The sequence below is a fragment of the Streptomyces sp. NPDC020597 genome, assembly GCF_044335095.1.
Taxonomy (GTDB): Bacteria; Actinomycetota; Actinomycetes; order Streptomycetales; family Streptomycetaceae; genus Streptomyces.
Map to the genome: position 1 here is coordinate 33297 of NZ_JBIRUL010000038.1, position 23813 is coordinate 57109.

Consider the following 23813-nt stretch of genomic DNA (forward strand, 5'->3'; position numbering starts at 1 on the left):
GCTGGACCTCGTTTGGTCATGCTCCCCCATCAGACGGTTGTGATCAGCAAATTCATGCGATCCAGCGGCGAGTTGAGGAGGGGCACCATGACCGACAACCGGCATCTGGTGACCGACGCGCACGGCCGCTCCACTGACCTCACATCCAACGCCCCCGTCACCGGCTGCCGTTGCGGTGAGCGCGCACCGCTGCGGAAGACCCGGCACTGGGCCCGAGCTGCTGTAGCCATCACGGCGATCCTGACCGTTGGCCTGGTCGTCTCGGTCCTGCTCCTGGTGGTCCGCGATGTTCTCGTGGCGGTGACCGGAAGTAGTGTCACTGGTCTCCTCCTCAAGGCCCTGTTCGCGTCGTCCGACCGGCGGGAGCAGTGAGGACTGTGCTCGAGCTGGGAACCTCAGGCATCGAACGCGTAGTCCAGGACGTACGCGGCACTGTCGAGTGTCATCTCGTTCACCTCTACTGCGCGGCCGTCGGCGTCGAAGGCCGTGCGGCAGAGCTTGATCACTGGACGCTCCAGGGGCATCTCAAGACCTTCGGCTTCTTCGGCCGTGGGAAGGCGGCAGCGGATCTCCTCTCGGAAATGGGCCGGCGCGTGGCCGATTTCTCCGAGCCGGGCGTATGTGCCGCCTTCCCCGGTGTCCACGCGGGTGATGGCAGTGCCGTCGACCAGTTCGAATGGCAAGTACGAGGTGGCGAGCATGACGGGGCGCTGCTCCAGGACGAAGCGTCGCGAGCGCGCGCACACGGATCCGCGCTCTTCAAGATCGAGCATGCGGGCGATGTGATCTGGCGCCTCGATCGTGTCGACGCGGACATCGATCGTCACGGGGCGTTCCTCGTCAGCGGACCAGATGGATTTGCCTGCGTCCCAATGTGCGCGCGCCAGCCGCTGAATGCCGTGGCGCCGGATCGGGCGGAACGAAATGACCCGGGCGCCGGCCCCCTTCTTTGTCTCAACCAGACCCTCGGTGCGCAGGATTTTCAGCGCCTGGCGAGCGGTAAGCGTGGCGACGCCGTACTGCTCCGCCAGGGCCGACTCGCCGGGCAAGCGATCGCCGGGGCCGTACTGGCCCGATTCGATCGCCGCCTTCAGGTCATCGGCAATGCGCTGGTACTTCGGCCGCTGCGGGCCCGTCTCACTCGCCATGCGTCTCCCTACCTCGCTAGCGATCCTACGGCCGCTTGTTACCGAGGCGTCGGAAGGGATGCCTTGATCCGAGCGGGAACCGCCGGGGGATCTTACCTCGTTAACGTGCACCTTGACATCGCTAGCGAGGAAAGGTGTACTGAGGGCGCAACGAACCTCGCTAACGAGGTGGTTGCCGAGGCGCCGTCTCGTGACTGCTTCGCCCTGCCCAGCCGCCATCGGGACGCCTCCCGAGATCTCCACTTCCGAGAGGAGCACCACTTCATGAACACGATCTCCGCCTCCGCTGCCGACCTCAGTGAGCACTTCGACAGCGAGACCTTCGAGCTCCTGGAGGCCGTCGTTGATGGCATCGAGATTCCCGAGTTCGAGGTCGACCTGGACATCGCGTTCGGTACGCCGCTTGAGATGTACGAGTTCGTGACCCCGGGTGAGCTGGCCCGCTTCGACGCAGCGGCTGGCCCGCGGGGCGGCCGCACCAAGGCGCAGGACGAGGTCGGATTCGAGTTCGCGGCCCGCAGGGACGCGGCCCGGGACATCGTCGCGGCCGACCCGTCGATCACCGAGCTGGTCCGCGAGCGCCTGGTCGACGCGCTCATCCCCCACGCCGCGCAGCTGCGCATCGCGCCGCCGGCCGCCGCGTCCTTGCCGATCGCGGCCTGACTCCCCCGCACTGCCCCCGCCGGGTCTTCGGACCCGGCTCCCCCACCCGGAACCGCCCTGCGGGCGGCGCCGGATGAGGGAGCCGGACACGGTCCCCGACAGCACCAACGCCCAAGGTGAAGCCCGCCCTCGAGGTGGGTGGACCTGCGGAGTGGCCGTTCTTTCTCAACTCCATATGGAACATCCGGAGCCATGACTTGCTGGCGCCTCCGAGCAAGAGATCTGCGGAGGGGCGTCGTCAGGTGAGTCCTCTGGTCAACCCGGCCCGGTCCGCAGGGGATGCGGACCGCCAGCCCGCAGGCGAGATGCGGGACAGGCAACAGCGACAAGCCAGCCCTGCCGCGCAGACAGCTTCCGAAGCACCTTCTCCTCCTCCGCTCTCGGGCGGACGAGTGATCCGACGCGCGGTGACACAAGGGCGAAGATCGCGGGCCCCGTAGGTAAGCAGTACGACCGGTTCGAGTCCGGTCCGGGGCACTGCGGCCACGCGCCGCTCGGAGCAGGGCATCCCGCCCGCCCGAAACGACGACAACCCCCAAGGGATGAGGCCCCACGGGGGTTGTCCAGGACCTTGCTGGAGGCCCTGATGCTGATCAGCATCGCACGCCCGCTCGGCAACACCGACTCCGACCCGGACATGGACGAGGCCCTGCGCCGCGCCCGAGGCGGGAAGTGATCGCCGTGAACTGCCGCCACCAGACCCCGTGTCCGCCGGCGAGCAGCGCCGACCGCGAGGCCGCGCACATCGTCTCCCACCACCCCGAGCAGGGCTGGTCGCTGCTGTGCAACGGCGTCCTGGTCTTCGACGACACCGGCGAGCTGCTGCCGGACGGCAGCGTCATCGCCCCGCACCGGCCGCTCGCTATCGCGGCCTGAACCCCCGGCGTTGCCCAGTCGCCACCGGCCCGCCCTGCGGCCCGGTGGCGGTGGAGAGCGACGGAAGTTCCCTTCCCCGCTCGTTCGGCCCTCCCCGCGATGGCTGAGGAGCACATCCCCAACTCCCCTGTCCCCAGGAGGACTCAATGATCACCATCCCCGTCGCGCTGCTCTCCGGCGGCGCGGTCTGGCTGCTGTGGAAGGCGGACCTGGCGATGGGCGCCGTGATCGCGGCGCTGATCTGCGGCTACGCCCTGGCCACGTCCCCGATCGCCGGGGCGATCAACGGCATCGGCTCCGGCATCGCCACGGCGGTGCAGAACGCCGGCGACAACAGCCAGGCCAGCGGCAGCCGGTGAACCTGCCGTCTGCCCGTGGCTCCGGGCCCCCGGGTCCGGAACCGCGGGGAGGTGACAGAGCCCCCGCCCGCACAACCCCCTGATCCCTCTCCGGAAGGACTCCCACCCACATGAGCGACGACACCGGTAGCTCCGAGGTCAAGGTCGGCTCGGACCTCCACAAGATGATCCAGCAGCTCGAGAAGATCGAGTTCAAGACCGACCGCGACCTCTACAACTACGCGAAGCTCCTGCGCGCGATCGGCTTCGAGCTGTACACGCGCGTGGCGTTCGACGCCGACATGATCACCGCGATCCTCAGCCAGTACAAGGGCAAGTGGTACACGTTCGGTCTCCAGTCCAAGATCCGCGCGAAGCTGGTCGGCGCCCACCTCAAGGCGGGTGCGTCGGCGGCGAAGGTGCTCGGACTGGCGGGCGTGAAGATGTACGCGAGCTTCGTCAAACACTTCATCCGGCCCGAGCAGGAAGCCGAGGCCGAGGCCCGCAAGGGCAGGGGCTCGAAGAAGCCCGGGTTCTCCATCGGTGACAAGCCGTCTGACACCGCCGGGAAGCCCGGCGAAGCAGGAAGGGCCGCCTAAATGGCACGCCGCGCATCTCGTTCGAAGAAGTTCGACCCCCGCAGCGACGAAGAGATCCAGGAGAGCCGCGGTGCCCGGCTCACCTACGGCGGGCCCTGGGCGGTCACCGTCCTCGGTCCGCTCCCCGTGGAGCTCGCGCACGTCGCGCTCACCGGCAACCCCACCGCCCTGGCGCTCGCCTCGCTGGGGCTGGCCGGCACCGGCGCGGCCGTGTGCCGCCTGATGTCCCACATCGACGCCAAGGCCAAGCGGCCGAAGGACCAGCGGATCTGGCACCAGGTCAACACCGGTGTCGTCACCGCCGCTGCCACCCTGGGCACGGTCGTCGGCGTCGACACCCCGGCGACGGCTGCGGCCTGGTTCCTCGGGGGCGTCGGGATGGCGGCCGCGAACAACCTCTGGAGCAAGTTCTACAAGGCGGGCTCTGAGAAGAGCGCCAGCCGGTGGGAGAAGCTCGAGTCGGAGATCGGCCTGGCCAAGCACGAGCTGAAGGAGGCCGCCTCCAACGGCAAGGGCACCGTGATCGCCACGGTGGAGGCCAAGGACGGCGCGACCGCCGACGACCTCGCGCGCAGGATCCCCGCGATGGCTTCGGCCCTGAAGCTGGGCAAGGGACGCATCACCCACACCGTGGACGATGACGACTCCTCCCAGGTCACCCTGCGCGTCCAGGTCGCCGACCTCCTCAAGGAGGGCTTCCCCTGGCGCGGCCCGTCCGCGTTCGGCGCGTCCATCGGCGACGTTCCGATCCGCACCGGCCGCTACGAGGACGGTGAGGACGTCCTGCTCAACCTCACCGGCATGCTGCGCGACCCGGGCCCGCTGTCCAACGGCAACGTTGAGCACTGCATCGCGATGGGCGTGAACGGTGCCGGTAAGACGCAGGGCAACCAGCTCATCATCACCGAGGTCGGCACCCGCACCGAGGCCTCTGTGATCGTGATCGACTGCTCGAAGTTCCAGCAGGACTTCGGGCACGTCCGGCACGGCATCGAGTGGCCGATCGACAAGAAGGACGCTGCCCGGCGCTTCTTCAAGATCCTGCCCAACGCGATCGAGAAGCGCACCGACTTCCTCGCCGCGAAGGGCATGTCGAAGTGGGAGCCCGGCTGCGGCCTCAACTTCCTCGTCATCATCGGTGAGGAAGCCGCGGACTTCGCCGCCGACAACGAGCACTACCAGAAGATCCTGCGCACGGCGCGCGCCGCCGGCATCTGGATCCTGACGTCCATCCAGCGTGCGACGCACAACAACATGGACACCGACTCCCGCGCCAACTCGCCCGCTGGCCTGTGCTTCGGCCTGCGGGACGGCGCCGACTCCCAGTACTGCCTGCCGGACGAGGCAGTGGAGGCCGGCGCCTGGCCGCAGTGGGGCAACCGCAAGCCGGGTTACCACTACGCGGCGGGCCTGGGCATCCCGGAGGAGCGGTGGCACGTCACCGCCCGCACCGAGCTGGCCAGCAAGCGCGACCAGGCCGACGCCATCACCGCGGGCGCGGCGATCCGCACTCCACTGGACGCGATCACCGCTGAGGCGTTCGGCGACCTGTACACCAACCGCACCACGTACGACGCCCCCCTGCTGCCCAAGGAGGAGGGAGAGGAGAACAACCCCCAGCAGCAGGCGGCTCCGGCCCCCGCCGCCCCCGCGGCCTCCCCGGCCGCGGCGGCGCCGGCCTACTCCGGACCGCCAGAGGAGGAGATGGACGACGTGGACGAGGACACCATCGCGCGCGAAGTCGAGGAGCTCAACGAGATGCTGCAGAACGTGCTGGACGAGGACCCCGAGCCCGGCGAGTACGACCACCTGCGCATCGAGGACGAGATCGAGGCCCCGGCCGACGACGCCCCCGTCCTCTCGCTGGGCGGTGACGACGACGCCGACAAGCTCACCAGCGAGCAGGGCCGCCAGGAGCTCTACAAGCGGCTCGACATGTGGGTGCGCGAAGGCAAACTCTCGTTTGCTCCCCGCGAGGTCACCGACATCCTCCTGCGGGTCGGCCTGGCCGACACCAAGCGCTGGTTCTACCGCGAGCGCGACCGCCTCATCGAGCGCAAGGTGATCTCCGAGGACGAGTCCGAGGAGGGCTTCGGCCACTACGACATCCTCCGCTCCCCCCTCTCCAGCGACAACGGAGAGTAGTCAAAACCGGGTACGCACGGTGCGCAGCGTCGCGCACCGTGCGCACCCGTCCCCGCCCCAGGTAGGGACTCCGCACCCTGGCCGCGCACCACCCGATGCGTACCGGTTTGTCCCGCGCGCACGGTGCGCGCCAACGCCGTGCGCACCTTACGGAAGGTAATCGAATGGCAGACCGCCCCGAGGCGCCGCCACCCTTCACCAAGGCCCAGAAGTGGGCCATCGGCATCGCCGGAATCTTCTTCGCAGGCCTCGCCGGACTCGGTGGATACGGATCCTTCGCCGCCGTCGAAGACGTCGCCCGCACCTACGGCTTCGGATCTCACTCCTGGATCGTCCCCATCGGCGTTGACCTGGGCATTCTCGCCCTCCTGGTCGTCGACCTGGTCCTGGAGCAGCTCGACATGCCCCTCGCCCCCCTCCGGTGGCTCGCCTGGGCATTCACGGCTGCAACAATCTGGTTCAACATGGCGGCAGTTGATACCGATTTGCCCTGGCACGAGCGCATCACCGGCCAGGGCATGCACGCCGCCATGCCGGTGCTGTTCGTCGCGTTCATGGAGGGCGTCCGGCACGCCGTACGTCGCCGCACCGGCATGGTCTCCAACCGGCGCATGGACGGCATCCGCCTCAGCCGCTGGTTCCTGGACCCCATCGGCACGTTCGGCATCTGGCGCCGGATGGTCCTCTGGGAGGTCCGCTCCTACCGGATCGGCCTGATCCTGGAGCGGCACCGCCGCAAGGAGATCGGGGACCTCCGGTCCCGGTACGGACGCCGCTGGCGCAGCAAGGCCCCCGCAGAGAAGCTGTGGCCCCTTCGCGGCGGCATGCTGGACCTCGCCCTGGAGCTGACGGGGACCACAGCGGGGACCAACCCCGCCGTCGACGGGGACCACCCCGCCCTCCCGGCCCCCACCACGGACACGACGGCCCCCGCCCTGGCCCCCAGTTCGGGGGCCACGGTCCCCGAACTGGCCCCCGCACCGGCTCACCCGGTCCCCGCCCCGGCAGGGACCACCGCACCGGCTCACCCGGTCCCCGCCCCGGCAGGGACCACCGCACCGGCAGGAACCGCCACCAGCGAAGAGACCGGCCCCCGCACATCCGGGACCGCCGCCGCACACACCCACACGGCGGGGACCATCACCGTGAAGGTCCCCAACGACAGCCACACCGACGGGGACCACACCGGCACCGAGGGGACCACCCCGGCCAACGCGGCCCCCGCCAACGGCCCCCGCCCCCAGCACCCGGGAGCCACTGGCCCCGTCGCTGAGAGCCGCTACCCGGAGATGGACCTCTCCCAGGGGGCCAACTCCCGCGCCCGCGAGTACAGCGCGGCCCCCGCGCGGCCCGACATCGACGACGTCAAGCTCGCCGAAGCCCGGGACCTCGCGCGCGGCATCATCCGCGCCGGATCCAGCAAGGTCTCGCGCCGCTCGCTCAAGGCCGCCGGCCTCACCGGCAAGACGGAGACGGTCCAGGCGCTCGCCGATCTCCTCAACGAGGAAATCGCCAACGGCGAGCTCGTCCTGGACGAGACCGCGTAACGCCCCGGCATGAACCACGAACCGGAGGAAGACACCGTGGACTTCACGTTCGACTTCACCGAGCAGCGGGACGAACCGATCGAGCTGCCGCTCGCGGACGGCCCCACCCACCCGCCGACGATCCTGCTGCGGGGCCAGGTCATGGCCTCGCGCTGGCACACGCTGACCGACTGATCCCAAGCCGAGCTGTTGAAGCCAGCTCGGCTCGATCGGCTGCACAGCAGGAGGCCCGCACCGACACCGCCGGTACGGGCCTCCTGCTGTCCGCAGATGTTCCGACAGCTCCAAGGGCTCCGAGGTGTTGAAGCCACCCCGGAGCCCCTGAAGAGGCCGGAGCCTCCCCGGGCGATCTCACGCCAAATGACCCGCCCGAGCTCCCCATCTGAGGAGGACACCATCATGCCGTCCTACGGCGAGCAGCCCCAGACCACATACCTGCCGACTCCACTGCCGCCCCAGTACGGGCAGGCACCCGCCCCCGCGTACGGCCAGCACGTCGTCCCACTCCCCCAGGGCACGGTCGTCTACCCGCCGACCGCCGGCCTGGACGGCGTGGTCGTCGTCCCCGGCCCGTACGGCCAGCAGACGGCCTACTACACGCCGCCGCCCGCCCCGGCCCCGCAGCCGCTCGTCTCCCCGCTCCTGATCAAGGCCGCCCTGGTGGCCTTCATCGTCGGCATCGGCGGCGTCGGCGTCTTCTTCCTGATCCACGCGATCGTGGAGCTGGTCAACGCGCTCGTCACCCTCGGGCTCATCGGCCTCGCAGGCCTGGGCGGCTGGATCCTGCTGAAGCTGTTCACCACCACGGGCACCGGACGCGGCGACACCATCAACGTCAGCGCCAAGGGCCGCTCCCGCGTCCAGGTCCACACCGGCCGCGGACACAACCGTGGCCGTCGCCGCTGAACCCAAGTCCCCGGCCGATGAGCCGGTCGTCCGGGACATCGACCTGTACGGCAACGGCGACACCTTCCCCACCTACGGCTACCTCAAGGTGCCTGGCGCGGCAGAGATCCGCAAAGCCGCCCGGGGCGAGGGCCCCGTCCCCGCAACCGGGTTAGCCACCCGCCGCCAGTTACGCGCGATGGGCCTGTGCCCCGGCGGCCACGAGCCCGTCGCCCAGATGGTCTGGCGCACCGGCAAGCGCATGGCGTGGCTGTACAGCCTCGAGCTCGCCAAGCCCAAACGCGTGCCGACGCTCGCTCAGGAAGCCGCGCTCGACAAGGCCATGGCCCGACGCCAGACCTGCCCGAAGTGCCGCCGACGGTACTTCCGGTGCCTCCCGCTCAAGACCCTCGGCAGCTGCCTGGAGTGCCACGACGGCACCCCCGCCGACCCAGCCGACTACGTCTCCGCTGCCACGCAGTGGCTGACGGCTGCCTGATCCACCCGGCCCGCCCCACGGCGGCCCGGGTGGTGAGGGGGAGCCGGACAGCCCGGCCATTCGACCCCGCACAACCCTGCCCGTGTCGCAGTCGACCACCGCGAAGGAGAAGACCCGGTGACTGACCCCACCGCGCCCCGCGAGCCCGAACCCACCGTCCCGCCGATGGAGACGATCGCCGACAGCGACCGCCAGCCGCCCCGCCGCAGCCCCGCCCACACCACCACCGTGCCGAGGCCGGCGCCCATACGGACCCGCGACGACATCCCGCCCGGCGCCCTCGCCGTCGGCGCGATCCTCGGCACCGCAACCCTGATCCTCATCCTCAAGTGGGGCATCCCGAAGGCGATCGACTGGTACCACCACCAGGACTGGGCGTGGTTCACCCAGTGGACCGCCACCGTCTCCGACCCCGTCCACGCCTACCTGAGCGCGCACACCACCGGCCTTCCGCTGACGGCCTCCAGCGCGGTCAACATCTGGCTGGGCGTCGGCGCCGTCTCCCTCGTGCTGGCCTGGTTCACCGGCGCGGTCGGCGCCCGCCTGACCTACACCGCGCACGGCGCGGCCACCGTGTACATGGTGTGGGCGTCCTCACCCGCCGCCGGCCGCACCGTCGCCGCCGCGCTCGCCGTGCTGGCCTGGACGATCGGCTCGCTCTTCGCGCTGCGCGGCCTGTCCCTGCGCCCCGTGATCGTCCTGCCCGGGTGCGCCCGCCGGTCCTGACGGCTGCCTGAGCCACCCGTACCGCCCCACGGCGGCCCGGGTGGTGACGGGGAGCCGGACAGCCCGGCCGGAAGGGAACTCGCCCATGACCGCCGCCCCCGACATCGCGCTCCCGGCCGCGCACGGCCTGAGCAAGAACCTGGACGACGCGTGCAACGACGTCGAAGCGAAGATCGCGCGGACCGACTCGAAGGCCTCGTTACTGCTGGCCTTCGACGGCGCGGTCCTCGCCGGACTCGCCAGCGTCGCCGACAAGGACCTGCCGCTGTCCGCCCAGGTCGCCGGCGGACTCGCCGTCCTCGCGCTCGCGGCCGCCGCCGTGCTGCTCCTCCTGGTCGTGCGCCCCAACCTCGGAGGCCGGGGCCGCGTCGTCCAAGAAGGCTTTCCCCGCTGGGCGCAATTGAGCGAAGACGACCTGCTCAACGCGATGCACACGGACACCCGCGCCACCCGGGTCAGGTCGCTGTCCCTCATCGCGGTCGCCAAGTTCGAACGCCTGACCCGCGCGGTCGACACGATCCTCGCCGCGCTCGCCCTGCTCCTGGCCGCCGCCGTCCTCGCGGCCGCCGGATGAGCAGCTGGCCGTACGCGCTCGTCCTGGTCCTCATCGCCGTGGCGGCCACCGCCGCCGCCCGGCGCACCCACCAAGTCGACACCGACAAGGAGTAGCCCCGTGGCCCTCACCCTGTTCGCCCGCCGCCCCGCCCCCGTCGAACCGCCGGCGCCCGAGCCCGCGCCGTGGCCGGAGATCGGCGAGACCTGGAAGCCCGAGGGCGTCAACGTCGTCCAGCGGTACTACAACCAGGCCCACGCCGTCGTCCTCGTCTACACCGCCGACGACGGGAAGACCGGCACCTACTACGCGGTCGCCTGCCTGGGCTGCCACTTCGCCTCCGCGCAGGACGGGCGGCGCAGCTACAACACGCGCTACAGCCTCGCGGACGCCGCGAAGACGGCCAACGAGCACGCCACGACCTGCCGCGCGCTGCCCCGCGACCTCCCCGCCCGCCCGGACGACGACACCGCGCGCGAGCAGCTGCACGCCTGGGTGCGCGGCGTCCGCCGCCGCAAGGAAGACGTCCAGGTGTGGATCTCCGACCTGGACCTGATCCGCCTCACGCTCCAGCGCACCAACGACTGGATCGTGGGCGTGCTCCAGCAGCTGGCCGTCGACCAGCCGGAGATCTTGCGCATCGAGCGCAGCCAGTACAGCGACTACGTCTCCTACTACGCACGCCGCCTCCCGGAGGACTGGCCGGCGCTCTCCGTACGCCCCCGCCCGCCGCGCGTCGGCGGCCGGGGCCGTGCGGTGTCCGCCCGGTCAGCAGAGACCAGGCGACCGGCCCTCCCCTGGAGGTCACCGTGCCCCTCGCCCGCCGCTCCCTGATGGACATCGCCGCCGAACGCTTCGGCTGGCGCCGCGCCTACGGCACCACCACCCAGGTCGACGAACTGCTCACCGAGCAGACCGAGACCGCCTACCGCGCGGCCGCCAGCCACACCGCCCTGGCCACCGCGAAGAACACCGACGTCCTCGCCGTGCAGCCCGGCGTCGTCGACGCCCGCGGCCGCGTCCTGGCCGACGTCCTCTTCCTCGAGGGACTGCTCGCCGGGGCCCGGAACAACGGCCTGGCCCCGGAGCTCATCGAGCGCCTGGAGGACGTCGTCGACCACGGCCACGAGCTGACCGTGCTGCTCGCCGACACGATCCGCACCACCGCCGCCGCCCACACGGACGGCCGCTGAGACGCCCGGGGCGGCCGCAGGCTTCCAGACCCGGCCGCCCCGGAGCAACACCCCTCCTCCCACCAGAGCGCAATCCGACAGAAGAAGGAGCACCCCAATCATGAACCGAGCCGTACGCCGCGCCGCCATCACCGTCGCCGACGCCGCCACCGAAGGCCTGGACATGGCGACTGTCGTGATCGGCGGCGCCATCGGCGCCTGGGCGGGCTACACCTACTACCCCGACACCTGGTCCGGCGACTGGCGCCTCGCGGCCACCGGAGCCGTCGCGGTCGTCGCCGCCGTCGCCATCAGCAGCATGGCGGACCTGTTCCTCACCCCGCTGCGCCGCCTGATCAGCAAGGCCCGCCACAACCGGCCGCAGACCAGCAGCTTCACCGCCCCGGCCGCACCGGACACCCTGGACGAGGGCCTGGCTCAGGTCGTCGCCGCGACCGAGGACGACGCCGCCCACCGCGCCGCCAGCGCGGCGTTCCACATCGACCGCGGCGACAACTTCCTGCGGGACGAGAACCGGTGGCGCGGCTACGAGAACGGCGAGGCGTCCTTCCACCTGGCCCCCGGCGTCTGGCTCCACTACGCCAGCACCGAGGCCAAGTACGGCGGGGATCACCGCTTCACGCTGCTGACCGGCGACGGTGACGAGCCGGTGACCATCACCAGCATCGACCAGATCCGCCACCACCTCGCCGCCCGCGCCGCCGGCCTCCCGGCCACACCGGCCACGGCCGCCGACGCCAGCGAGGACCGCGACGAACGCGACGTCCTGCTCGATGACATCACCGCCAGCCTGCACGCGAACTGACGGACTGCCCGTTCCGCCCCGACCCGCGCTGTGCGGGCCGGGGCGGTGCGGTAGCCCCTCAGCCCGCCCGCCCCCGGAAGGACACCCACGTGCAGTTCTTCAAGAACAAGCAGCCGGACCAGATGACCATCCGGCGCTCCGGCCTGTTCGTCTCCAAGAAGCTCACCGCCGACATCGAGGCCGCCGCGCCCATCGCCCAGCGCCTGGTCCGCGAGCACTACGGCCGCCGCCCGGTCGTCCCCGTCGAACTCGTGGTCACCAAGACCAACAAGCTCTCCGGCCTGGTCGCTCAGTCGTTGGGCGTCGCCGCCGGCATCAAGTACGAGGTGTGGCGCGACAAGGTGCTGTCCCTGACCGCCCGTCCCGGCGACATCTACGCCGTCACCGTGGCCGGTCCCCAGAACTCGATCCGGATCTTCCTCAACGCCCAGCGGCTGCGCCGCCGCAAGGGCCAGGAGGTCGGCCCCACGCTCGTCTACGCGATGGTCGAAGTCGACCAGCTGTGCCGCAAGGGCGGCCCCGACGCGCAGATCGCCCTCGCCCGCCACGAGATGGGCACGCACGTGCTCAACAAGGCCGCCCTCAAGAAGCTCTACAAGGAGCTCGTGGCGCGCGAGGACGAAGCGGAGAAGGCCACCCAGAAGATCATGGGCAAGGTCGTGCGCAACCACCGCCGCCAGGAGGCCGAAGCCCAACGGCAGGTGCCCGCCGCGGCCGCCGGACGGTCCTGACCCTTCACCGTGCTGCCCCGGCCCCGGCCCCGACACCGGTCGGGGCGGCGCGGTGCCCGGTCAGCCCGCTCCCAGGAGGATCCGTTGCCCCGCACCATCACCAAGGCGGCCCCCGACCGCCTCACCGCCGTCCTCGCCGACATCCTCGGCACCGACTGGACGCTGCCCACCGTGCCGGAGTGGCCCGCTGTCTTCACCAGCGAGACCGCCGACCGTGACCTGACCTGCTACCCCGACTGGAAGAACGGCCGGATCATCTTCGAACTGTCCCCGGCCGGGGCCGCCTCTGGCGATTTCGACCGCCGCCAGTTCGCGAAGTACACCCCCGACCTGACCGGCCACGAGCACATCCACGCCTGGCTCGCCGACGGCGACCTGGCCGCCGTCGCCGACGCCCTGGCCGTGATCCTGGAGCGGCTGATCGAACTGCCCCTCCCCGAGCGCACCCCCCTCGCCGACCCGCTGCAGACCCAGCGCGAGCGCCTGGCAGAGCAGGCCAGGGAACTGGCCGCGAATGCCTCGTACTTCGCCGCTGGCCTCATCTGGTCCCAGCCCGTCGGCGACGACGCGCAACGGCTCGCCACCCTCGCCCAGGGCCTCGCGCACACTGCGACCCGCGTGGACGAGCTGCGCGGCCACAAGAACCCGCGCCGCTGACCAACCCGCCCGTCACCAGCACGTTCCCGACCACGGAGGAACTCATGGCACGCAGCGCCCGGCCCCCCGTTCAGTACATGGCGACCCGGCCCGACGGCACCGTCCCGCCCACCGACAACCACCTCGCCCGCTACTACAGCGGCCTGGGCGAGACGATCCCGACCGTCAACCTCGCCGACCACATCGGCCAGGTCATCGACCACCCCAGCCCCGGCCAGCAGTGGTACACCGACAAGCCGTTCTCGTACTTCCACATGTACACGCGCCCCGGCGAGATCCTGGAGCGCATCGAGGAGGGCTGGCCGATCCGGCTGTTCGTCGTGGAGCCGCTCGGTGAGACCGGCAACTGGGGCGGCCGCTACTACCCGTACTGGCTGATGTCCCAGCAGATCCGCGTCGTGGAGGAGACCGGGGCGTGGCAGGCGTTCGGGCACCGCGGCGAGCAGGTCCTGGCCGTCCTCGCGCAGCTGCCCGACCTCGCCCGGCAGTGGGCCACCGAGTGGGCCGCCGACCCCGAGGGCACGCGCCGGACGTACCAGGCGTGGGAGCAGCGGGTGGACGACACCCACGCGCTGACGCAGTGGGCGTACTGGCGGGCGCAGTCCTCCCGCCGCGCGGCCGGCCTCGCCACGGCCAACCGGCTCGCCGGGGACGCCGCCGCCCAGGCCGTCACCGACGCCGGCGCCGACCCCCACACCGTCGCCCTGATCCAGCTGCGGGCCCGCTGCCTGGTCGCCGGTCAGCTCATGCACGACCGCATCCGCAACGGCGAGTACGAGCAGTCGATCCGCGCCCTGCTGCTCGGTGCCGCACTCGACACCCCCGCCCCCGTCCCGGCCTGAGCAGGAGTCACCAGATGAGCACCGCCACTACTGACGAGACGATCCGCTACACCGCCGACGTCGTCCTGCTCGCCGCCGGGCACGTCCTGCTGATCGAGCGGGGCTGGGACCCGTTCGAAGGCTGCTGGGCGCTGCCCGGCGGCCACGTGGACACGGGGGAGACCAGCCTGGCGGCCGCGGCCCGCGAACTGGAGGAGGAGACCGGCATCACCGTCTCGGCCGATGACCTCCGGCAGGTGGGCGCCTTCGACGACCCCGGCCGCGACCCCCGAGGCCGGTACGTCAGCGTCGCCTACACGGCCACCCTGCCGGTACCGGTCAGGCCGACGGCCGGGGACGACGCCACCGCCGCCCGCTGGTGGCCCCTGAACGCGCTCCCGGATCTCGCGTTCGACCACGCCGACATCCTGGCGCGGGCCACGGCCGGCTGAACCTTCCTCGAGGGACGCGGCGTTCCTCCGTGCCGCCCCGGCCTCACCTGGTCGGGGCGGTCGCGGTGTTCCGCCACGACCAGGACCAGGACCGGAAGGAGGGGAGGGGCATGCCTCAGTCGTACTGGGAGGTTGACGTCCCGACCAAGAACAACGACCAGGGGCGGCGTCTCCACGTCTTCGTCGGCCTGGCCGACAGCCCCATCACCGCCCGCGAGGCAGCGCACGACGCGTACGACAAGGCGCTGCTGCTCCACCAGGCCGGGCAGGAGATCCCGTTCGAGTTCGTCAGCGGTTGGGGTGCCCGGGGGCTGCGGCCCGACTGGGACCTCGACTGGAACAAGGCGACGGCCGCTCCGTGGGTGAACCCCCACGGCCTGCTCGGCACACGCCGCACGTTTTGAATCCGCCCCGGGACAGGCGTCAAAGGCGTCCAAACCAGCCGCCTGCCCCGGGCCACCCATCCCGTACGAAACGAGAGGGAGACACCAGTATGGCCTCCACCGTGCGCGTACACGGCTCGTCCGGACAACGCGCCCTGATCATCACCTCTCTCGCGGTGCCGCTGACCGGCTGGACCGTCCACGCCGTCACCCTGCACCGCAAGCTCGCTGCCGCGCGGCGCGACCCGCTCACCGGACTGCTCGGACGCGACGGCTACACCGCCAAGGCCCGGCAGATCACCGGCCGCTACGGCGACAACTCCCTGGTGGTCATCGTGGACCTGGACCACTTCAAGGAGATCAACGACGGCCCCGGCGGGCACGCCGCCGGCGACCGCGTCCTGGCCGTCACCGCGCAGCGCCTCACCGCCTGGGCGGGCAGCCGCGGGGCGGTCGGCAGGCTCGGAGGGGACGAGTTCGCCGTCACGGTGCGGATCGGAGCCGCCCGCCGCGAGCTCCGTCTCGCGCAGCTCACCGCCCTGCTCGCGCAGCCCGTGGACATCGACGGCGGCGACCTGGTCGACGTCGCTGCGTCGATCGGCGCCGCCTCCCCCGACGTCCTCGGCACGACGGACCTGGCGCAGTTGCAGCGGGCCGCCGACGCCGCGATGTACGCGGGCAAGCACACCGGCCGCGCCGTGCTCGCCGATCGCTCCCACGCCACCGTGCCGTCCATCAACGGCCGGCGCGACGGACGGCCGGGCACCGCGAGCCTCGGGGCGGCAGCATGAAAGCCCCCACCCTGTACGCCCCGGACTTCATCCGCGGCATCACCATCAAGCAGCCCTGGACGGCGTGCATCGTCCACGGCGACAAGCGCGTGGAGAACCGGCCGAAGCCGTGGGCGCCGGGCTGGCGCCTGCTGCACGCCGGTGCGCACAAGACCATGGACCGGGCCGCTCTGCGCGACCCGCTCGTGGCCCGCACGATCCGCGGCCACGAGCTGCACTACAGCGCGGTCCTCGGTGTCGCCCGGATCACCGGCTCCCACACCGACGACGGCGACCCGTGCAGCCCGTGGGCACAGACCGGCTGCTCCCACCTCGAGCTGGACGACGTCCACGCCCTCCCGCTGCCCGTGCCCTGCACCGGGGCGCTCGGGCCCTGGCGCGTCCCGCTGCCCGTGTTCGAGCAGGTCCTCCTCCAACTCCCCCACCTGAACGAGCTGTTCCCGGAGGCCACCTCATGAGCCGTCCCGGCGTCGCCCACCCGACCGCGGGCGCCGACCCCGACCCGCGCTTCCCCTTCCCCCACAGCCCCACCCCGACCCGCTGCCAGCTGGAGCCGACGCTGTTCGACTTCACCAACGGCGACCGCACCACCGACCGGGCGGCGACGGACAAGCGCCTGGAGCAGGCCCGCAAGGCCTGTTCCCGCTGCCCCATCGTCAACTCCTGCCTGCGGTGGGCCCTGGTCAACAAGCCGGTCACGCGGTTCGGCATCTGGGCGGCCACCACCCCCGGCCAGCGCACCGCCCTGCGCAAGCGCATGGTCGACCGGCTCGGGCCGGACTGGATCGACGTCCTCGCCCGCCAGGACCAGGCCCGCCGTCAGCAGGCCGCCGCCGCCCGGCACACCCCGCTGACCGTGGACCAGGCGCGCATCGTCCGGCTGGACCGCCAGGTGAACGGGCCGATGCCAACCCACCGGCTGGTCACCCCCGAGCTCCAGCAGCGCAACCGCACCCGGCTCATGGCCGGCCTCAAGGCCGCGTCGTAGGGGGCCGCGATGTTCACCGACTGGACGGAGGCCCTCGCAGCCGAGGGCCTGCCCATCGACCCGACCACGACCGAGCAGGAAGCAGCCGCGGCCCGGGTCACCGCCCGCAACGCCGGCAGCAAGGAGGACCTGGTCCTCCTCCTGGACGTCCTTGGCCTGCCCGGCGACGACGACACCCTCACCACCCTGCTCCCCCTCCTCCCCAGCTCCGAAGGAGACCCCGACATGCCGCAGACGCAGACCTCGAAGACCCCCAACGCGTTCGAGGCAACCGCGCTGTCCATGTACTACGCCGACGCCACCACCGCTGAGATCACCGAGGCCACCGGCCTGACCGAGGACGAGATCACCGCCCTCGTCAGCGCCCAGGAGGAGAAGACCGAGGCGATGCTCGAAGCGGAGGAGAAGGGGGCGGCGGCCACCGCCGAACCGGCGGCCACGGACACCGTGTCCGGCGACTCCGTGGAGCAGCTGCTCGCGTGGGCCGAAGCGCACCCGGTAGCCAGCATCCGCAACAAGGCCGCCCGGGTCCGCAGCGACCTGACCGAACTGACCGCCCGGCACACCATCGACGACGCGCAGCGCAAGGCCGAAGAGCGTGTCGCCACGCTCAAGGCCGAACTGGACAAGGCACAGGACGAGCTCCGGGCCATCAAGACCGGCACCCTGCCCAGCCCCACCGCCACGGCGGTGGCGGTGCCCGCGCCCACCCCGATCCGGTCGGGCCTGGGCAGCGGCCGCCCCAAGGAGGAGCTCGCCGACATCCGCACCTGGGCGCGCGCCAACGGCCACAAGGTCGCGGACGCGGGCATCGTCGCGAAGAAGATCCTGGACGCGTACGACGCCGCCCACCAGGCCCCGGCCGCGAAGGCGAGCTGAACCATGGGAGCCGACGCGATAGCCCTGGACGGCTTCCTGGACGAAGAGAGGGTGCCCGGCCACGGGTCGACAGCACGCTTCAGGATCGTCGTCAGCCCGACGGACGAGCGCGCGGACGAGATGGTCATGCCCTGCACGGTGACCGACCCGGCCATCGCGGCCGCCGTGCTGCAGGACCTGGTCCCCGGCGACCTGCTGCGCGTCACCGGCTACGTCCGGGCGCCCCGCACCCCGGACGAGCCGATGTGGCTGGACGTCACCACGCTCGAATTCCTGCGGGAGGCACCCGCCCAGTCACCGGAAGGCGTCGATGACGGGGAGCTCGACTTCCTCACCGCCGACGCCGGCGACATCTACCAGCGGACCGGAATCAGCGTCCACGTCGCCGACTGCGGGCTGTTCGAACGCCACGGCACGTATCTCCTCTGGCACGACGGAGACGTGGCGGTCACGAGCGTGTGGGCCCACACCGGCGCCTGGGTCGGCGAGACCGACGACGCGGACCGGATCGGCGACCTGATCGCCGACTACGAGCGTCGCCCGGCCGACGGCTGACCGGAGACGCCGTGCCGATCCGGCCCGAGAACATCCTCCGCTACCCGCCCGACTGGCCAGAGATCAGCCTGGCCATCAAGGAACGGGCCGGGTGGCGGTGCGAGTGCGAGGGCGAATGCGGCCGGGGCACCCACCCCGGCCGCTGCCCCAACGTCCACGAAGGCGATGCGTACGGCACCGGCAGCATCGTCATCCTCACCACCGCCCACCTCGACCACACCCCCGAGAACGTGGACCCCGCGAATCTGCGCGCGATGTGCCAGGGCTGCCACCTGCATTACGACGCTGGCCACCACGCCGTCACCCGCGCCCAGACCCGCGCCCGGGCCCTCGCGGATGCCGGCCAGCTCGCCGTCGACGTCGGCGCGGCCGCCACCCCGGTCATGCCGCCCACCCGGCCGCAGGCCCTGGCCATCGTCCCGGCCCCCGCTACCGAACAGCTCCTGCTGGACCTCCCCGAACCCCTCGAAGGGACCCGCCCGTGAAGCTCACCGTCGAACAGGGCCACCTCGCGGCCGCCGTCGGCTACGCCGCCCGCAGCCTCCCCGCCCGCCCGCCGATCCCCGTCCTCGCCGGCCTCCTCCTGGACGCCACCGGCGACCGGCTGCGCGTCAGCGCCTTCGACTATGAGGTCAGCGCGGACACCAGCTGCTCCGCCACCGTCACCGAGAACGGCCGCGCCCTGATCTCCGGGCGGCTGCTGTCGGACATCATCGGCACGGTCCGCGGCGACGTGCACCTCGAACTCACCGGCGCCCGCATGCTGCTCAAGGCCGGGGCTGCCCGCTTCACCCTGCCGACCCTGCCCCTCGAGGAGTACCCGGCCCTGCCCGACCCGGGCGCCACCGCCGGCACCCTCGCCGGGCCCGCCCTCGCCGAAGCCGTCGCCCAAGTCGCGTGCGCGGTGAGCAAGGACGAGGCCCTGCCCGTCCTCACCGGCATCGGCCTGCGCCACGACAGCAAGGCCGGCACCCTCACCCTCTACTCCACCGACCGCTACCGGTTCGCCGTCCGCACCCTTGCGTGGAAGGACGCCGACCTGCCCGACTGCACCGCCGTGATCCCCGCCAAGGCCCTCACCGACGCCACCAAGGCCACCGCCGACGACACGACCGTCGACCTCGCCCTGCCCACTGGCAGCTCGGGCCTGTTCGTCGTGCGCAGCGAGAACCACACCACCACCATCCGCGCCCTCGAGGGCGAGCTCCCCAAGTACGAGTCGCTGTTCCCCACCGAGTTCGCGGCCACCGCCACCGTGGAGATCGCCGCCCTCAAGGCCGCCGCCCAGCGCGTCGCCCTGGTCTCCACCAAGAAGGAATCCCCGATCAAGCTCACGTTCTCCGCAGACGGCACCCTCGTCCTGGAGGGCGGCACCAGCGACGACGCCCAAGCCGTCGACAACGTCGACGTCAACCTCGACGGCGGCGAACTGAGCATCGCCTTCAACCCCACGTACCTCATCGACGGCCTCAATGCCCTGAACGCTGAGTCCGTCCAGTTCCAGTTCGTGTCTGCCACCAAGCCCGCCGTCATGCGCGGCGCCGGCACCGACGACCAGGCACTGCGCTACCTCCTCATGCCGGTCCGTCTCACCGGCTGACCCCAGGACCGGAGGCACTCCGATGCCCGACACCCCGCGCACCGTTCTGGAGCGCTTCCCCGCCAGCGGCCCCCGCGGCTCCTGGCCCGCAGAGGAGTACGCCGCACAGCAGCGCTCCCAGGGCCAGCCCGCCCAGGTCGTCATGCACCTCCCCTCGGACACCTTCCTCGTGGTGACCGACACCCCCACCGACCACTGACCCGACCCATCCACCTCCGCACGCAGAAAGGCCACCCGTGCGCATCAAGGTCTCCATCAATCCGCTCCACCCCGACGGCACCGTCTGCACCCACGCGATCAAGCCCTCGGGCAAGCCCCGCGACCCCAACTCCGGCTGCACCGGCCGCAGGAACTACCAGGTCGTGTGCAGCGAGCACGGCGACGTCGGCGAGCCCCACGGCCTGCGCGTCCTCGCCGAACCCGCCCAGAGCGCGCACCGTGACGAACACCGCAAGGCCCTCGCCGCCGCCACCGACTGACCCTCGCCCACCCCCAAGCGCCCGGGGCGGTCGTCGACCTCGAGTCCGGCCGCCCCGGCGCCCTCCCGGCACCGTGAAGGGAAACCCGTGCAGCAACCCCCGATCGAGCTGACGTCGTTCGGATACCTCCACCAGCCGACCGGCTTCGGCGGACAGCCCATCCCGCCCACCGCCGACCGCACCGAGGACGTACGCGAGCGCCTGCGCGACCCCGCCGCCGCCCGCGACATCCTGGACTTGGATGGCCGCCACCCCCGCGTCCAGGCCGTCGTCCTCGCCACCCCCGGCGCCCCCGAGCTGCTCGACAACCTCACCGCCTACGCCCTGCTCCCCGCCGGACCCCGCCGCATCGCGATCGGGTGCGGCGGGGGGAAGCACCGTGCATGCGCACTGGTCGAACTGCTCGCCCCGCGCCTCCTGGAGCACGGCGTCCCGGTCACCGTCCGGCACCTCCACGCCCACCTGCCCCGCGTCGTGAAGGACCAGACGCCGGGACAGCCGCGGTGGAAGCGATGCGGCCACGGCCCCGGACAACTGCACCCCGGCGACAAGGCGGTGGTCGACGCCTTCAAGAAGATGCTCACCGCCCGCAGGGACCCGGCCCCCTTCACCGAGGGAGACGACGTCGCCGTCCAGGTCCCCAACGGAGTCGAGCGCGCCCGCCTCGAACCCCGTCAGGACCTGAGCTCCGAAGTCGTCGAGTTGGTCCTCGTCCACCCCGACACCGGCGAGATCCTCACCCGGCCGATGCCCTGCCCCCGCACGCTGATCCTCGGACCCTGGGACTACGCGTACCGGCCCCTCACCCACGCCGCCGTCGGCCACCAACTCCCCGACAGCGCCATGAGCGAGCCGATACTGTCGCACCTGGCCGGCCAGCCCGCCGACGGCCCGAAGGAAGGGTGAGCATGGCCCCGACCACACCGCCGTCCTTCCCTCCGCTGCCCCCGGTCGACGACGCCAAGGCTGCCCTCGTCTGCGACGAACGCGCCTGGCCGTACCGGTCGGCGTGCGCGGCCGGCGGGGGCATCGCCCACCTGCGGGTGTGGAACGCCAGGAACGGCCACGTCGCGATCGTCACCGAGACCGGCCTCGGAGCCTCCACCACGAACAGCGCGGAGGAGATCTGGGACGAGCTCACCGCCCGCTTCCCCGGCACCCTGGTCGTGCTGGAGCACTGGCCCGCCGGAGGCGGAGACGACCACGACCGCCTCGATCAGGTCGGCATGGAAGGCCGGCGTCCGACCTGGCGCCGGATCTGGCCCACCGCCCCCGCCAACCCCGACCACCACCTGTGCCAGGCATGGATGCAGGCATACGGACACGAACTGCTCGCCGTGTCCCACCCCACCGCATAGACGGCGAACCCCCACAAAGAGGCCCTGCCCCCAACCGGTTCACACCGGGCGGGGGCAGGGCCTTTTTGCGTTTTTGTCCCTGTGCTTCAAAACCCGGTTTTGAAGCACAGGGAGATGTCGGCACCTGATGCGTTCTCAAAACCGGGTTTTGACGCGCCCGGTTGACGCGTGTTGTGGAGCGACGCGCGACTCATGCCATGCTGTCCCGGTCCGCTAGTACCGACCCTCCGGGCCGGGAAGCACACGGAACCCACGGAGTACCACTCATGGCACGGATCACCGCGCTCATCAACCGCAAGGGCGGGGTCGGTAAATCGACTCTCACCGTCAACACTGCGGCCATCACCGCCAACGTCCTTGGCGCCTCCCCTGAAGGCGAACCCGACTATGTGGCCGCCGTCTCCGCCGACCCCCAGGGCTCTGCCACCTGGTGGTCCGAACGAGTCGGCGACAACCTGCCGTTCTCCTTCATCCAGACCAAGTCCCGCGCGGACCTCGACTTCTTCCCCGAGCTGAAGAAGTCCCGCAAGGTCAAGCACGCGTTCATCGACACCCCCGGATGGATGGACCTGCCCGAGGACGAGAAACAGCACGCTGGCGACCCCTTCGGCAACAGCGCTGCGGCCGACGCCATGCGCGCCGTCCTCGCCATCGCCGACGACATCATCGTCCCCGTCGAACCCGAGCCGCTGGGCTTCATGCCCACCCGCGACACCATCGAGGAAGTCGTCAAACCGCTCGGGCTGCCCTACTGGGTCGTCATCAACAACTGGGACCCCCGCGACGGCGAAGCCGACCTTGACCAGACCAAGGACTTCGTCCGGGCCCAAGGGTGGAAGCTCGCCAACACCGTGATCAGGCACTACAAGGTCCACACCCGCGCCGCTCTGGAAGGCACCGTCGTCACCCAGTACAAGAAGAACCGGGTGGCCATGGAGGCTCGCGAGGACTTCTACCAGCTCGCAGTCGAGATCGGTGCCGGGAAGAGGGGCGGCCGCTGATGGCGACGAAGAAGAAGGCCTGGACCGATCTACTCGGCACGGGGGGCACCTCAGACACGGCTGGGGACACCGGAACGGCTGACAACGGGCCCAAGGAACCGCCAGCCACCGTGCTGATGCACACCATCGTCAGCAACCCGGAGAACCCACGGCCGGACGAGGACTACACCGACGCCGACCCCGAATTCCGGGAACTGAAAGCCACGCTGAAGGAGATCGGCCAGCTTCAGCCGCTCGCCGTGGTCTCACGGAGCGTGTACGAGCAGGCCAAGCCGAACGTGGTGGAGCAGCTCAAGCCGAAGGAACGAGCGCAGTTCCGCAAGGCCGACTGGGTCGTCGTCACCGGCAACCGGCGCCTGGCCGCCGCCCGGCAACTCGGCTGGACCCGTATCGACATCCGCGTCCAGGACCAGCTCGGGGACGAGGACGGCCGTATCGACGACGCGGTCGTCATCGAGAACATCCACCGCAAGAACATCGCGCCCATCAGGGAAGCGGAGTTCCTCAAGCGGATGGTGGCCAAGCACGGGTCGCAGGAGAAGGTCGCCGAACGCATCGGCAAGACACAGGTGTACGTGTCGCAGAGGCTGTCCCTGCTGAACCTCGCCCCCGACATCCAGGACCAGGTCGACACCGGCGAGCTGAAACTCAAGGACGCCCGCCTGCTCGCCAGCCAGACTGAGGATCCTGCAGAGCAAAGGGCGCGAGTCGCCGAAATCAAGCGGAAGGCGGCTGAGCCCAAGCCCCCGCGGAAGCGGAGGACGGTTCAAAACCCGGTTTTGGACGAAGAGCAGGCAGAGAGCGACATGTCGAACGCGTCGCCTGCGAACGGCCAGCCAGTCCTGACCACGGACGAGGTGGAACCGGCAGTCACGGAGCATGAGCAGCCGGACAACGCGGCCGGTCAGCCGTCCGTTCCCGAGCAGGCCAGCCACCCTGTCGAAACGACGACTGGTGGCAGGGAGCAACAGCCCAAGCTCTTTCCCTACAAGGACGGAGTGGAAGCGGCGCAGTACCTGATCCTCAAGATGCCGCCGGACGAGTTCACCAAGATGCTGGACCTGCTCATTCGGCACAGAGACGAACAGGCCGTTTCTGCCGGTTGACTCAGCCTCAGCGAGAGCCGCGGGTCTGCCGACCA

34 protein-coding genes are annotated in these 23813 nt (G+C 71.0%); 33 read left to right on the plus strand and 1 reads right to left on the minus strand.

What is annotated here, in order from left to right; all coding sequences use genetic code 11:
* Nucleotides 1-87: 87 nt before the first annotated feature.
* Nucleotides 88-372, plus strand: a complete 285-nt coding sequence (locus ACH4ZA_RS36240) for a hypothetical protein (protein ID WP_398433370.1) — start codon at nucleotides 88-90, stop codon at nucleotides 370-372.
* Between the two features lie 23 nt (nucleotides 373-395).
* Here the strand turns inward: ACH4ZA_RS36240 and ACH4ZA_RS36245 are convergent, their stop codons facing one another.
* Nucleotides 396-1148, minus strand: coding sequence for a GntR family transcriptional regulator (locus ACH4ZA_RS36245; protein ID WP_398433371.1), 753 nt, complete (start codon nucleotides 1146-1148; stop codon nucleotides 396-398).
* 264 nt (nucleotides 1149-1412) lie between these two features.
* Between ACH4ZA_RS36245 and ACH4ZA_RS36250 the strand changes: the two genes are divergently transcribed.
* From ACH4ZA_RS36250 to ACH4ZA_RS36405, 32 genes are all read left to right on the plus strand, one after another.
* A complete protein-coding gene (locus tag ACH4ZA_RS36250; RefSeq protein WP_398433372.1) occupies nucleotides 1413-1811 on the plus strand; it encodes a hypothetical protein in 399 nt (132 codons plus the stop codon).
* 681 nt (nucleotides 1812-2492) lie between these two features.
* Nucleotides 2493-2687 (plus strand): DUF5999 family protein, encoded by a 195-nt coding sequence (locus ACH4ZA_RS36255; RefSeq protein WP_398433406.1) that lies wholly within the window; start codon nucleotides 2493-2495, stop codon nucleotides 2685-2687.
* 146 nt (nucleotides 2688-2833) lie between these two features.
* Complete coding sequence (locus ACH4ZA_RS36260; RefSeq protein WP_398433373.1) at nucleotides 2834-3046, plus strand: hypothetical protein; 213 nt, start codon at nucleotides 2834-2836, stop codon at nucleotides 3044-3046.
* 110 nt (nucleotides 3047-3156) lie between these two features.
* Nucleotides 3157-3624: a hypothetical protein gene (locus ACH4ZA_RS36265; RefSeq protein WP_398433374.1), complete on the plus strand. Its 468-nt coding sequence runs from the start codon at nucleotides 3157-3159 to the stop codon at nucleotides 3622-3624.
* The gene (locus tag ACH4ZA_RS36270; RefSeq protein ID WP_398433375.1) at nucleotides 3625-5769 is read left to right on the plus strand and encodes a hypothetical protein; all 2145 of its coding nucleotides are present in this window, start codon (nucleotides 3625-3627) and stop codon (nucleotides 5767-5769) included. It begins immediately after the preceding gene.
* A 164-nt stretch (nucleotides 5770-5933) separates the two neighbouring features.
* Nucleotides 5934-7316, plus strand: coding sequence for a DUF2637 domain-containing protein (locus ACH4ZA_RS36275; RefSeq protein WP_398433376.1), 1383 nt, complete (start codon nucleotides 5934-5936; stop codon nucleotides 7314-7316).
* Nucleotides 7317-7325: 9 nt separating this feature from the next.
* A complete protein-coding gene (locus ACH4ZA_RS36280; protein WP_158973288.1) occupies nucleotides 7326-7490 on the plus strand; it encodes a hypothetical protein in 165 nt (54 codons plus the stop codon).
* A 225-nt stretch (nucleotides 7491-7715) separates the two neighbouring features.
* A complete protein-coding gene (locus tag ACH4ZA_RS36285) occupies nucleotides 7716-8222 on the plus strand; it encodes a hypothetical protein (RefSeq protein WP_398433377.1) in 507 nt (168 codons plus the stop codon).
* The gene (locus tag ACH4ZA_RS36290) at nucleotides 8206-8700 is read left to right on the plus strand and encodes an RRQRL motif-containing zinc-binding protein (protein WP_398433378.1); all 495 of its coding nucleotides are present in this window, start codon (nucleotides 8206-8208) and stop codon (nucleotides 8698-8700) included. Before ACH4ZA_RS36285 ends, ACH4ZA_RS36290 begins: the two co-directional genes overlap by 17 nt.
* A 117-nt stretch (nucleotides 8701-8817) precedes the next feature.
* Complete coding sequence (locus ACH4ZA_RS36295; protein ID WP_398433379.1) at nucleotides 8818-9426, plus strand: hypothetical protein; 609 nt, start codon at nucleotides 8818-8820, stop codon at nucleotides 9424-9426.
* An 85-nt stretch (nucleotides 9427-9511) separates the two neighbouring features.
* Nucleotides 9512-10000 carry a Pycsar system effector family protein gene (locus ACH4ZA_RS36300; RefSeq protein WP_398433380.1) on the plus strand — a complete coding sequence of 163 codons (489 nt, stop codon included), beginning with the start codon at nucleotides 9512-9514 and terminating at the stop codon, nucleotides 9998-10000.
* A gap of 99 nt (nucleotides 10001-10099) precedes the next feature.
* Nucleotides 10100-10813, plus strand: a complete 714-nt coding sequence (locus ACH4ZA_RS36305; protein WP_398433381.1) for a hypothetical protein — start codon at nucleotides 10100-10102, stop codon at nucleotides 10811-10813.
* The gene (locus tag ACH4ZA_RS36310) at nucleotides 10789-11172 is read left to right on the plus strand and encodes a hypothetical protein (RefSeq protein WP_389775727.1); all 384 of its coding nucleotides are present in this window, start codon (nucleotides 10789-10791) and stop codon (nucleotides 11170-11172) included. The genes ACH4ZA_RS36305 and ACH4ZA_RS36310 overlap by 25 nt, the downstream gene beginning before the upstream one ends.
* Nucleotides 11173-11272: 100 nt before the next feature.
* Complete coding sequence (locus ACH4ZA_RS36315; protein WP_398433382.1) at nucleotides 11273-11977, plus strand: hypothetical protein; 705 nt, start codon at nucleotides 11273-11275, stop codon at nucleotides 11975-11977.
* Nucleotides 11978-12066: 89 nt separating this feature from the next.
* Nucleotides 12067-12708 (plus strand): hypothetical protein, encoded by a 642-nt coding sequence (locus tag ACH4ZA_RS36320; protein ID WP_383393103.1) that lies wholly within the window; start codon nucleotides 12067-12069, stop codon nucleotides 12706-12708.
* 84 nt (nucleotides 12709-12792) lie between these two features.
* Entirely contained in the window at nucleotides 12793-13365 is a 573-nt protein-coding gene (locus tag ACH4ZA_RS36325) for a hypothetical protein (RefSeq protein ID WP_398433383.1), read from the plus strand.
* Nucleotides 13366-13409: 44 nt separating this feature from the next.
* Entirely contained in the window at nucleotides 13410-14207 is a 798-nt protein-coding gene (locus ACH4ZA_RS36330; protein WP_398433384.1) for a hypothetical protein, read from the plus strand.
* A 14-nt stretch (nucleotides 14208-14221) separates the two neighbouring features.
* Entirely contained in the window at nucleotides 14222-14638 is a 417-nt protein-coding gene (locus ACH4ZA_RS36335) for an NUDIX domain-containing protein (protein WP_398433385.1), read from the plus strand.
* A 110-nt stretch (nucleotides 14639-14748) separates the two neighbouring features.
* A complete protein-coding gene (locus tag ACH4ZA_RS36340; protein ID WP_398433386.1) occupies nucleotides 14749-15042 on the plus strand; it encodes a hypothetical protein in 294 nt (97 codons plus the stop codon).
* 89 nt (nucleotides 15043-15131) lie between these two features.
* Complete coding sequence (locus tag ACH4ZA_RS36345) at nucleotides 15132-15812, plus strand: GGDEF domain-containing protein (protein ID WP_398433387.1); 681 nt, start codon at nucleotides 15132-15134, stop codon at nucleotides 15810-15812.
* Nucleotides 15809-16270 (plus strand): hypothetical protein, encoded by a 462-nt coding sequence (locus ACH4ZA_RS36350; RefSeq protein ID WP_398190346.1) that lies wholly within the window; start codon nucleotides 15809-15811, stop codon nucleotides 16268-16270. The genes ACH4ZA_RS36345 and ACH4ZA_RS36350 overlap by 4 nt, the downstream gene beginning before the upstream one ends.
* Nucleotides 16267-16800 carry a WhiB family transcriptional regulator gene (locus ACH4ZA_RS36355; RefSeq protein ID WP_398433388.1) on the plus strand — a complete coding sequence of 178 codons (534 nt, stop codon included), beginning with the start codon at nucleotides 16267-16269 and terminating at the stop codon, nucleotides 16798-16800. Before ACH4ZA_RS36350 ends, ACH4ZA_RS36355 begins: the two co-directional genes overlap by 4 nt.
* Before the next feature lie 9 nt (nucleotides 16801-16809).
* The gene (locus ACH4ZA_RS36360; protein WP_398433389.1) at nucleotides 16810-17679 is read left to right on the plus strand and encodes a histone-like nucleoid-structuring protein Lsr2; all 870 of its coding nucleotides are present in this window, start codon (nucleotides 16810-16812) and stop codon (nucleotides 17677-17679) included.
* Between the two features lie 3 nt (nucleotides 17680-17682).
* Nucleotides 17683-18234 (plus strand): hypothetical protein, encoded by a 552-nt coding sequence (locus tag ACH4ZA_RS36365; RefSeq protein ID WP_383393084.1) that lies wholly within the window; start codon nucleotides 17683-17685, stop codon nucleotides 18232-18234.
* An 11-nt stretch (nucleotides 18235-18245) separates the two neighbouring features.
* Complete coding sequence (locus ACH4ZA_RS36370; RefSeq protein ID WP_398433390.1) at nucleotides 18246-18719, plus strand: hypothetical protein; 474 nt, start codon at nucleotides 18246-18248, stop codon at nucleotides 18717-18719.
* On the plus strand, nucleotides 18716-19834 hold the full coding sequence (gene dnaN, locus ACH4ZA_RS36375) for a DNA polymerase III subunit beta (protein ID WP_398433391.1): 1119 nt from the start codon (nucleotides 18716-18718) through the stop codon (nucleotides 19832-19834). The genes ACH4ZA_RS36370 and dnaN overlap by 4 nt, the downstream gene beginning before the upstream one ends.
* 22 nt (nucleotides 19835-19856) lie before the next feature.
* The gene (locus ACH4ZA_RS36380; protein ID WP_398433392.1) at nucleotides 19857-20033 is read left to right on the plus strand and encodes a hypothetical protein; all 177 of its coding nucleotides are present in this window, start codon (nucleotides 19857-19859) and stop codon (nucleotides 20031-20033) included.
* Nucleotides 20034-20070: 37 nt separating this feature from the next.
* A complete protein-coding gene (locus ACH4ZA_RS36385) occupies nucleotides 20071-20313 on the plus strand; it encodes a hypothetical protein (RefSeq protein WP_398433393.1) in 243 nt (80 codons plus the stop codon).
* 87 nt (nucleotides 20314-20400) lie between these two features.
* Entirely contained in the window at nucleotides 20401-21219 is an 819-nt protein-coding gene (locus tag ACH4ZA_RS36390; protein WP_398433394.1) for a hypothetical protein, read from the plus strand.
* Between the two features lie 2 nt (nucleotides 21220-21221).
* Entirely contained in the window at nucleotides 21222-21671 is a 450-nt protein-coding gene (locus tag ACH4ZA_RS36395) for a hypothetical protein (protein ID WP_398433395.1), read from the plus strand.
* 266 nt (nucleotides 21672-21937) lie between these two features.
* Nucleotides 21938-22672, plus strand: a complete 735-nt coding sequence (locus ACH4ZA_RS36400) for a ParA family protein (protein WP_381326950.1) — start codon at nucleotides 21938-21940, stop codon at nucleotides 22670-22672.
* Entirely contained in the window at nucleotides 22672-23778 is a 1107-nt protein-coding gene (locus ACH4ZA_RS36405) for a ParB/RepB/Spo0J family partition protein (protein ID WP_398433396.1), read from the plus strand. The genes ACH4ZA_RS36400 and ACH4ZA_RS36405 overlap by 1 nt, the downstream gene beginning before the upstream one ends.
* Nucleotides 23779-23813 lie beyond the last annotated feature (35 nt).